We start from the raw sequence: 10295 nt of genomic DNA on the forward strand, positions 1-10295 counted from the left end.
CGGATTCTATTTCTGCCGGTCCAACTTGACGCGCGTGCTGATAAAGACGTGATCGGTCTCAATCGAGTAAGCGAGGCCGGTCTGATCGCAAATGCGAACGATTATCTTTCTCAATGAGGTATCTTCGTCGACTCGCAGAGATATCTTAGGGTCCAATACCTTGTTATCGTCTCGAAACACCGTGTCGTCGACGATAATGTTGACATCGGTAAGGAAAGTCAACGATTTCGCCACGCTCTGAATGTCTTTTCCTTCAAAATCGACCCGGATTAACTGGTTGAGCTTCTGGTAAAATTCGTCCTGAGCTTCTCCCTGTTCCTCGATTTCCTCGATGACCGTTTTGCACGTCGCAATCGATTCATCCACCATCCGATCGAGCCCATGCGGCCGCTCTTCCGGCAGGTTCGGATACTCTTGCCAAATCCGCTCATAAGCGTTTAGGGCCTCCCGATATTTCCGCAAGGCAAGCGCGTAGTCCTTTTCCTCCAAAGCTTTCATGGCTTCTTCTTCGAGCGGCTTGGCCTCGTGCAAAAAACAGAAGAGAGCCGATCTTTCGACTTCAAAAGCAGCCGCTCTTGTCGCAAATCCCGGCAGCAGAAGCGTTATCGCCATCAGGACAAGCAAGGATCTTCTCATCGTTTACCGTTCCATAGATGTCGCAGGCTTCCGTACAGTACATCGACTACGTGTTCGACACCGTGTCGTGTGAACTTCCTTAAGTTCAACGGTGTCGCAGCGATCTGCACACGTCCCCGTTTGACGGCATCGATAATAGCGTCGGTGTCCTTCTCTGCTTCAACGAGCGAATAAGCAGAACCGAAGTTCGGCAAATGATGGCAGTCGGAGGAGCATACAAGCGGCATATTATATCGCAACGCCACATTAACTGCAAAGGTATTGAAGTTGATGTTGTCGTTGAAGAACCAGGAATATTCGAGCGCGTCGAAAAGATCGATGTTTTTGCGGACGTGCCAGAGCAACGATGCGAGACCGGGGAAGAATGGGTGCGGAGCTACCACCAGGTTGGATCGGTTTTTCAGGTTTTTTATGTCCGCGAATGTGCGCGCCGAAAGAAATTTCTCTTGTGCATTTACGATGAGCACATGTTTCCCGTGAACCGTGATTTCCGCTCCCGGAATGAGAATGATGCCCCGCTCAGCGGCGTAATCACGCAGGTAACTGTTGAAACAAATGCCGTTATGATTCGTGACGCTCAAAGCGTCGTACCCGAGAAGATGTGCTCTGTCGATGAGTTGGCAACTGGTATGGCGGATAGGCTCTTCCGGATCTTCGGCCGTATGGGTATGGAAATCTGTCTTTAAAAGCTTTGTTGCCATTATTCTTGGAAACTCGCCCGAGAAATAATGATTCAATTGTAGTTCAGTTTCTCTTCCTTGTCAATGCGATTTCCGGCTTTTTCGCGGCTTTTTTTTACAACAGAAAAACTATTTCATATTTCCATTGACATTGACAAGAAACCGTTTATGCACTATAATCTCCAATTATGAATGGCAAGCAAATGCTCGGGGGTTCCATGTTTCATATCGGCCAGTGGATTGACAACCAGTACCAGGTGCTGGAAAAATTGGTCAGCCGCTGGTGGATCCAGTATGTGGTTCAGGACCGCATCTCGGGAAACACTTTTCTTGTCAAGCGGTTTTCCGATGTGATCCTTCTGGACGAATCCGCACGTATTCGATTTGAGGCAAAAGCTAAAATTTGGATCGGCCTCAGCGAAGGCGATGAAACGGTAAAAGCCTTCATGGTCAAAGAATACGGAGGGATTCCACATATTTTTATTGAATATGTCGCGGGTCCGACTCTGGCGACCATATTCAATGCCGCTTCCGGCAAGGCGCTGCCGTTGGAACAAACAGCCGCCTTGATGAAACAGTTGGTCAGCGCAATGAAAGTGCTCCACAACGCCAGCCTTTTCGAACAGAGCGGCAGCGTGATCCACGGCGGCTTGAACCCGCAGGTGATCCTGCTCCATGACGGGAACGTCAGGATAACCGATATCGGTTTTGCGCCTGTCATCCATCAAGCTGCGAAGACGAAAAATATGAGCTTGTTCAAGAATGAAATACAGTATCTGGCGCCGGAACAGCTCCGCGACCCTGCCTCCGCAAATGAATTGACCGATATCTATGCATTTGGCGCAATCATGTATGAGGCGGCGACGGGCACTACGCCGCCGGTTGTCAAAAAGACGCAGGATCCTCTGCATGAATTCATTGCCGTCGCACCTGTTGCCCCGCGTCTGAGAAACCGGTCCTGCCCCCAGTGGCTCGAAGAAACCATCCTCAAATGCATGGCGAGAGACCCGCAGAACCGATTTCAAACGTTTGACCACATCGCCGATTTTCTTGCTCAGTTGCTGGATTCGGGGAGGTTGCCGCATAAGCTGGAGGTCGAAGAGGAGGGTGGCTCGGCTTCCAGAGTAGCTCGGATCCGCGGAGTTGCAAAGAAAGAGTCGCGCAGGCTGAACCACTATTACATTGGCGTCGAGCACATGATGCTGGGCCTGCTCGCCGAGGAAGAAAGCCTGGTGGTCAGCTGCTTTGGCGATCAATATACCGCTCCTCAAATACGCTCCGAATTGTTTGACCGCCTGCCGAAAGGCGAGGGACCGTGGTACTGGGACGGTATTATCAAGACGCCACGGTACAAGAACATCATGAAATCGGCGCGAATCATCAAACGCGAGTTTGGTCATGAACGGATGCTTCCGCAACATGTGCTCCTCGCAATACTCGAGGAAGGCAAAAACGTGCCTGTTCGCGCTTTGAAAGAAATGAATATTGACGTAAAAGCCGCTGCCGACTACCTGCGACAGGAATTCATACAAAAAATTCCCGCTTTTTGCCCAAATGATCCCGATACCCCCCTCGGCAAATGCGCCCGAAAACTTGTGTGTGCAAGATATCTTCCTGACACGATTCCTTTTATCAACCGGAAAGACGAGCTTCAGGCGGCGGTTCATTCGATACTCGACAGCCGAAGAAGCGTAATTCTGAATGGCCCGCCCGGCATCGGCAAAAAGGCCTTCGTCCGCGAGCTCGAGTGCCACCTCGAGCAAACCTGCCAGGATAACGGCATACCCTACGGAGGAATGTACGAGCTGAGAAAAGCCGACTTGCTTTCGGTAACCGAAGATGACGAGCAGAGAGAGGAACTTTTCCTGAATCTGATTACCTCTGTAATTGGATTCAATGGCATCCTCGCCGTGGAAGGACTCGATGTGCTTATCGGAATAGGCGCGCGCGCTCGAATCGGTTTTATTGCGGAAATCATGACAAGTTATCTCGACTCAAATGACCTTATTATTGTGGCCACGACGACTCCGGAAGGGGTGGAATCGTGCGAAATGGAGTCGAAAGAAATACTTTCCCATTTTGACGTGATCAACCTGTCAGAGCCGTCCGCGGAGACAGTTATGGAAATCCTGTCCGCCGCCAAAGATGTCTTGGAAGTGGAGCATTCGTTCACTATTGAACCGGATGCTCTTGCAGCCGTAATGGAGCTTTCCGGCCGTTTCGCCGAGCCGGCGTTTCCGGCAAGAGCGCTGGAGGTGCTTGATCGCACATGCATCTTCGCCAAACTGTCCGGGAATTCTCAGAAAGGTGTGATTGATTCAGAATCCGTAACCGAGTTTATCGCCGCCTGCTCACAAGGTTAGTTCGCCATGATGGATGAAGGACCCCTGAATGAAGCTCAGTCAGTCAATGCTGCAAAATCTTCCTCCAGGAGAATAGGCAGGTTTGTGATCGAGATCATGAACGGACCGGAAGACGGTCGCATCATCGAATGCCGGGAATTCCCGATCACGATCGGTCGAGCGAGTGACAACATCGTCCATCTTCCCTATGACCATCTTATTTCCAGGCATCATGCCACGATTGAAAGGGAAGGCGACTCGCTTACCCTCACTGATTTGAAGAGCACAAACGGGACCTTTTTTCGCGAACACAAGGTTCAGGGGCAGGTTGCCATTGATTTGAATAAATTGTTACGAGTCGGAGCCACCCTCTTAACCGTCAGGCTCCGCTCCGTAAAAGGATAAGTTCCGCCTCAAGGCCGCCTCCCGTAGGCAAACCGCGTGCGATGCCAGAAGAGCGACAGGAACAGAGACTTTTTCGCCGCAAGCTTCCGTGCGCCAACCATCAATTTATTGCCGCAGCCGCGCATTGCGACATCTGCGGCAGGCCTATCTGCAAGGACTGCATCCGTTACTACGGCGGCGAGCATATCTGCAGCGCCGAGTGCTGGACCCAGAAAATCGCGCAAGACTCTCTCCATATGTTTGCGGCCTACCGCAGAAAATCGAAATTCAAGCTGGGCGCCCTCATAGGACTTGCGGCAAGCATCTGTTTATTGATCGGGCTCTCATTTTTTTTCATTTACTCAAAGATGGAACGCCCGGGCGCCAGGCTCTGGGAGCTGAAATATTCGCCCCAATGTTTCGGATATAAAATCGTGCCATCCATAGACACGGTTTTTGTAATGAAAGACGATAATACGGTGCAAGCCGTCGACACGAATTCCGGAAAACAGCGATGGCTGGCCCATCTGCCGGAGGAACACAAGGGCTGCCGGCTTACTGCCTTCGATTCAGGGCGCGCCTTTGTTGATTTTTCCGGAAAGCTCCTCCTCCTCAATTCGGTCGAAACGAGGCCGGCATGGGAATACGCTCTACCGCAGCCGGACCTGTCCGCTTCCCTGGTGTTTTCGAACGAAACGCTTTTTCTTTCCTCTTCATCCGCCGGACCTCGGGGCGGATATTCCTCCCGCCGAGCGCGTGCAGATTCGCGGGGGAACCGGGTTCAAGAAGGAGACGCGCCGGCCTCGATGATATCCGCGGTCGAAGCAGGCACGGGTAAGGAAATATGGGCCTTTCCTGCAGAAGAAGTCGTTGTCAATGATCTGTTCCTGGTTGATGCGACCCTCTATGGATTTGGAGAAAGAGCCGTTTCTCTCCCGGCGTCCGAAGAAGCGTCACCCGCCGGACAGAAAACGGAAAATGATCTGAATGCCGGCTCAGCATTGCTTGCGCTTGATCCCCATACTGGTTTCCTGAGATGGCAAACGGATTTGGATGGCGGGTGCGTTCTTCCACCGATGCCGATCCCGCAAGGTTTTCTTATTGCTACAAGGGAATCGATTTCCCTGATTTCCTTGAGCGGGAGTGTCCTGTGGCAACACCCCCTTGCCCAACAGACTGTATTGTCACTTGATTATTCAGATGGGCTCCTGTTCGTGCTTTCACAGGATGGTCTGCTCTCGTGTATCGAGGCCGACAGCGGATTGCGGAAATGGATGGCGGACGTCCGCCTCGCGACGGGCCGCCTCTTTACCGCTTCTCAATATGTATATGTTTGCGGGCGGAGAGAGCATAAGCCGAAACCTCCAAAGACCGCTGTGCACAATCCGCCATTTCCCGAAATTGCGGGATCATCCTCCCAATTGGATCCGGATATCTTCACGTTGACTGAGGCAACCACGGAAAAGGTGCTGTGCGGGCTGGATATGGCTTCAGGTGAGGAGTTTATCTCGAGAACCCTTCAAGGGAATCTCCACTTCTTGAATGGAGCCGTGTATGCGCTTTCGCTGCTGCACTGGGAAAATAATTCGGAAATGCCAGTTGATCCCCCTCAAGATATTGCCCCTCTCTCGGCGCTTTCTGCATATGAATTATCGACGGGTGTGAAGAAATGGGAAATACTCATAGACGGAGCAGCTTCCGATGTTCATGTCTCGGGTTCTGTCGCCATAGTGAAAGTTGTGCCGTTGGATGGTTCCGATCAATCGCCTCGCTTGATCGGTTTTTCACTCAGGTGACGATAGATCGCGACCAGGTTTCTGTCGCTCCGCTCACATCAAAAACCCCCGCCCGGCTGCTGAACCGGGCGGGGGGCAAACCGTTCGCACTACTCCATCACCTTACTTCAATTGATCCCTCGAGTAGTCGAGGATTCGCCGGGCGACGATAAGCATGTTGATTTGCCCGGTTCCTTCGAATAGATCATTGATCTTGGCGTCGCGCATCCATTTCTCCAACAGCAGATCGCGTGAATACCCGAGAGGCCCCATCAACTCGACGGCTTTTTGAGTAACCAGAGTTACGGCCAGCCCGGCCTTTGCCTTGGCCATCGAGGCCTCGAGGTTGTTGCGCAGCCGTTGATCCATCATCCAGCAGGCCCGCCAGGTCAGCAAGCGCGCGGCCTGTAGATTCGCCTCCATCTGCTGGATGTCGCGCTCAACGGAAGTCATCCGATAGGGCGAAATACCATAGCGGATCGTGATTCCTCTGTTCGCCAGCTCTTCCCGAACAAAGTCTATTGCCGCGCGCCCGATGCCCAGCGCGCTCGCCGCTACCATCGGGCGGGTCGCGTCGAATGTCGCCATTACGCCTTTGAACCCGGAGGTGCTCCCTTTTTTCTGGACCTCAGGACTTCCCAAGATGTTGTCGAATGGTATGCGGCAGTCTTCGAAAACGATCGTGCACGTGTCGGAAGCTCGAATGCCAAGTTTTCTCTCGAGCTTGGTGACGGTCATTCCCGGCGTCCCGTGTTCGACGATGAAACTCTTGATGCCGGCACGACCGGCGGATTTATCGATCGTCGCCCATACCACCACGAAACCTTCCGAATCCACGACGGCCGATTTGCCGCTGGTGACAAATATTTTCTCTCCGTTGAGAACCCACTCGTCGCCGTCGCGGGTGGCTGTTGCCGTGATCGCGGCGGTATCGGAGCCGGCGTTTGCTTCCGTAATTGCCATGGCGCCCCATTTGGGTGCACCTTCCTGAAAGCGCTTCAGGAAGCGTTCCTTCTGTTCCGGAGTGCCGACTGCTTCAACCGCAGCCACGCCAAGTCCGCCCGGCATGTTCAGATACAGACCGCAGTCGCCCCAGGAAAGCTCTTCAATAATGTTGGCGAACGTGATTGAATTCTCCGCCGGTCGCTCAGGCTTGCCCTCTTTCGGCTTCTTCTGTGATTCGATCCGGGCCTTTGACCGACGCTTCGAATCCTCCCACATCATGTTGATGAAATCCCACGGCTTTTCTTTGTGCTCCTCCTCGTCGAATTGACGCGCCACCGGCCGCATCATGTTTTCGGCCAGCATGTGGACCATATTCTTCATGTTTTGTATATTTTCAGATAACTCGAAGTCTATCATTGGGGATCGCCCTCCTCGCCTCAGACGGTTATAAGACCTTCGAACGTCGCAAAGCCGCGTCCGTTGCGCAGCCACAGTTCCACGGGATGTTCCCTGATGTAGCCATGCCCGCCAAGCACCTGAACGGCGCGGTCGGTTATCATGAGGGCTTTTTCGGCTGCATATTGTTTCGCAAGATATGCCTCACGCTCCGCATCATGTCCCTTGTCCATTCTCCAAGCAGCCTCCCAGGTGAGCAGCCGCATCGCATCGACCTCGATCGCCATTTCCGCGAGCATGAAGGCAATTGCCTGGCGAGAAGCTATCGGCTCGCCGAAAGCGACTCGGTCTTTTGCGTAGTCTCGAGCATATTCGAATGCCGCTTTGGAAACGCCGGTTGCCATAGCGGCCAAAGCAATGTTTGAATAACTCAGCAGTTTGGCCGCGTTGCAGCCTTTTTCACCACCCAATTTGTTCTCTTTCGGTATACGACAATCCTTGAAGCTGACTTTTCGCGTGTCGAGCGCCTTGATCCCCATGTTCTTCTCTCGCTCGCCGATCTCCATTCCAGCGGTCCCCTTGTCCACCAGGAATGCCTGGACTCCGGCGGCGCCGGCAGCTTTGTCCGTCTGCGCATAGACCAACAGAACTTCCGCTTCAGCCGCCATCGGCACAAGACATTTTTCTCCGTTCAGAACATAATTGCCGCCCTCAAGTGTAGCGGTTGTCTGCATCGATGGCAGATCAAAATCAATTCGCGGCTCCAACAGGGCCGCTCCCGCCGGCTTGAACTCCTCCTCGCAGAAGAGCGGAAGATACTTTTTCTTCTGGTCGTCGGTTCCGAATTCGATCAGCGGATATACAACGGCGGCCGGATTCAAAGCGGCGGCGGCCAGCGAAAGGTCGCCATAAGCAAGTTCCTCTGCAATGATGGCCCCCGTCACAATCGATCTGGGCTCGCCGACGCCACCAAATTCCTCGGGGATGCTGTTGGGGATCAGGAATAGCTCCCACGCCTTGCTGATGAACTCGGGGGGTATCTTGCCTCCTTCGTCGCATTCCCGGTAAATCGGGCGCATCTCGTTCATTGCGAACTTCTTTACGGTCTCCGAGATCATGCGTTGATCATCGCTCAGTTCAAATGATACCATTGCGTCCTCTCCTTCATCGTTCTCTTATCAGACCAGTATTACTTCCTAATCAATAGTCATCCATACCGCATTCTGACAGAACAGGGCTTTTACCTCCTTTTCTCCTGCCCCCACCGGCGCCTGTTGCACTGCAAAAAAGTCAATTCATTCGCCGGCTTTAATCCTGGCGCCCTCTGGAGGATGTATCTTTTTCAAACGAACTGCGAAAGCCTTTCGGATCGCTTTTCGCCGCATCCACAGAAAAAGCCCGAGGAAAAGATCTTCTCCCATCCCTCCAAACAGATCCTGTGTATCTCGAGGATGCAGCCCATCCATCATCCTTTGAAACAGTTGCTCCACTTCTCTTTCGGCGAGATGACCGGCCGCCTCGACATATATGCAAAGCGCCTCCAGCGGCCATCCTCGAGCCGGAGTGAATCCCAGTTCGCTCATCCTCAGCAGTATCCTCAAGATCTCCACATCTTCGGGATGATAGATCCTATTCCCCCTCTTTACCTCGGGGTGAAGTACCCCCAATTGCTCCAGCCGCTCCAGTGTCTCCGGAAAAAATCCGAATTCGGCCGCTATGTCAGCCTCACAAAGTGGGCGGCCACGGGAGGCGTCGGCCAGCCATCCCGCATAATGAGAACTGATGTGGAGCACATTCTCTAACATCTCCATGTCTTGCACCGTATCAAGCAATCGCTTAATGCGGCCGAGCGGCAAAAACGCCTTCTTTTGAAGCCTGCGAATTAATCTGATTCTTTCAATGTAGCTTTCGTCGTACAGGGCTGAGGTTCGATTAAGCTTGACGGGGGAAGGCAGGAGCTGTTTCTCCATATAATAATGGATAGTGGATTTGCTTACGCCGGCTTGTTTCGCAAGCTCCTGAATTTTCATTCGTTTTATTTGCGAAACTTTTTCCATAAAAACACAGCCACTTTCGGCTCGGATGTGACTTAACGGGCGGGAGAACAAACTATCAAGCTTCGCTTGATAGATGATTTTATAAAGGGCCGCCCGCGTTGTCAAGTAAAAAAGCGCCGAATCAACAGAAAACCAGAGCCGCATTTCGCAATTCATCCGCCAAGGCGGGACAATCAAACTTGCCGCCTCAGTTCAGCGCAATGACGACCGGCGAAAACGATTGAAAAATTTTCTTGGATTTCCGAGCGTGGGTGTGCTATACTGTGCGTGCAACCTTCTCTTGGTTGCGTCTCTTCCTCATCAGGCTGGGTGTTAGGGGTGACACCCAGCCTTCTTCCTTTTAACAGAACTTAATAGATCCTTGAGTTCTCCGAACGTCCTCCGAAGCGTTGTCGCGGCTTTTTCAAAATTTTTCTTTCTTATGGTCGGGCTTTCAGAAATAACTCACGTTGACGAGCAAGCCGAGGAAACACCCGCTCGTTGAGGCTTTTGCATCCAAAATGCGAATCGGCCTGTCCGAATGTTAGGAGGAGATAAGAGTCAGTAGTATCCGGTCAAAAACGAGCCTGTTCTCCTTCTCGCTACGATCGGAAATAGCCTTGCAAATTTTGCGTAGTAGGGGCAAAATCCACGAAAAAACATGCAAATATTTCATGTTTTCTTGAGCGCCAAACTGGCTAAAGATACTTAAAAAGCCCCGGATCTTCTTTCCAGATTAGCCATGTAAGATAAGCCTGTAGCGAGGCTTACGAGGCGTGCGCGCCCCGTCGAATCTTCAGGCGAAAACTCTGGCATGGTAGTTGCTGAATAACTCTGTTGAAATGCTTACCAAAAAATCCCCACTGTTCGCAATCTCCAGCACCCGAACAGGAAAGGATTTTGATGATGGACTGGAGGTAACCGGGAAAACCCCCTGACACAACGTGTCATTTCGGTTACCTTTCGGGCGGGCAAAACCTCATTTGATTTTGCCAGAGGTCAGCAAAGACAGGAGAAGGATATGAGTGAAAATGGGACGCCGTTGTTGGACGAGCTGGAGAAGGGTCCATGGCCGAGCTTTGTGAAGGAGATCAAGCGAGC

At 52.2% G+C, this 10295-nt stretch carries 8 protein-coding genes; 3 read left to right on the forward strand and 5 right to left on the reverse strand.

Annotated elements, in window-relative coordinates; translation table 11 throughout:
- Positions 1 to 6: 6 nt before the first annotated feature.
- On the reverse strand, positions 7 to 636 hold the full coding sequence (locus tag C4520_07820; protein RJP22756.1) for a hypothetical protein: 630 nt from the start codon (positions 634 to 636) through the stop codon (positions 7 to 9).
- Complete coding sequence (locus C4520_07825; GenBank protein RJP22757.1) at positions 633 to 1373, reverse strand: hypothetical protein; 741 nt, start codon at positions 1371 to 1373, stop codon at positions 633 to 635. The genes C4520_07820 and C4520_07825 overlap by 4 nt, the downstream gene beginning before the upstream one ends.
- Positions 1374 to 1504: 131 nt before the next feature.
- Here C4520_07825 and C4520_07830 point away from each other — a divergent pair, with 131 nt between their 5' ends.
- The 3 genes from C4520_07830 to C4520_07840 are packed head-to-tail and all read left to right on the forward strand — an operon-like array spanning position 1505 to position 5838.
- Positions 1505 to 3679: a hypothetical protein gene (locus tag C4520_07830; protein RJP22758.1), complete on the forward strand. Its 2175-nt coding sequence runs from the start codon at positions 1505 to 1507 to the stop codon at positions 3677 to 3679.
- A gap of 6 nt (positions 3680 to 3685) precedes the next feature.
- Positions 3686 to 4063, forward strand: coding sequence for an FHA domain-containing protein (locus C4520_07835; GenBank protein ID RJP22759.1), 378 nt, complete (start codon positions 3686 to 3688; stop codon positions 4061 to 4063).
- A gap of 41 nt (positions 4064 to 4104) precedes the next feature.
- Positions 4105 to 5838, forward strand: coding sequence for a hypothetical protein (locus C4520_07840; GenBank protein ID RJP22760.1), 1734 nt, complete (start codon positions 4105 to 4107; stop codon positions 5836 to 5838).
- A gap of 102 nt (positions 5839 to 5940) precedes the next feature.
- Here C4520_07840 and C4520_07845 read toward each other — a convergent pair whose 3' ends face one another.
- The 3 genes from C4520_07845 to C4520_07855 form a co-directional block, all read right to left on the reverse strand.
- Positions 5941 to 7179: an acyl-CoA dehydrogenase gene (locus C4520_07845; protein RJP22761.1), complete on the reverse strand. Its 1239-nt coding sequence runs from the start codon at positions 7177 to 7179 to the stop codon at positions 5941 to 5943.
- Positions 7180 to 7199: 20 nt separating this feature from the next.
- A complete protein-coding gene (locus C4520_07850) occupies positions 7200 to 8309 on the reverse strand; it encodes an acyl-CoA dehydrogenase (GenBank protein RJP22762.1) in 1110 nt (369 codons plus the stop codon).
- A gap of 144 nt (positions 8310 to 8453) precedes the next feature.
- Positions 8454 to 9371 (reverse strand): MerR family transcriptional regulator, encoded by a 918-nt coding sequence (locus tag C4520_07855; GenBank protein ID RJP22763.1) that lies wholly within the window; start codon positions 9369 to 9371, stop codon positions 8454 to 8456.
- Between the last annotated feature and the right edge of the window lie 924 nt (positions 9372 to 10295).

The sequence above is a fragment of the Candidatus Abyssobacteria bacterium SURF_5 genome (assembly GCA_003598085.1).
Taxonomy (GTDB): Bacteria; Abyssobacteria; SURF-5; order SURF-5; family SURF-5; genus SURF-5.

Bases quoted from the DNA above. Each gene is read 5' to 3' on its own strand.
- C4520_07820 (RJP22756.1), bottom strand. From the start codon at position 636: ATGAGAAGATCCTTGCTTGTCCTGATGGCGATAACGCTTCTGCTGCCG.
- C4520_07830 (RJP22758.1), top strand. From the start codon at position 1,505: ATGAATGGCAAGCAAATGCTCGGGGGTTCCATGTTTCATATCGGCCAG.
- C4520_07835 (RJP22759.1), top strand. From the start codon at position 3,686: ATGATGGATGAAGGACCCCTGAATGAAGCTCAGTCAGTCAATGCTGCA.
- C4520_07840 (RJP22760.1), top strand. From the start codon at position 4,105: ATGCCAGAAGAGCGACAGGAACAGAGACTTTTTCGCCGCAAGCTTCCG.
- C4520_07845 (RJP22761.1), bottom strand. From the start codon at position 7,179: ATGATAGACTTCGAGTTATCTGAAAATATACAAAACATGAAGAATATG.
- C4520_07850 (RJP22762.1), bottom strand. From the start codon at position 8,309: ATGGTATCATTTGAACTGAGCGATGATCAACGCATGATCTCGGAGACC.
- C4520_07855 (RJP22763.1), bottom strand. From the start codon at position 9,371: ATGAATTGCGAAATGCGGCTCTGGTTTTCTGTTGATTCGGCGCTTTTT.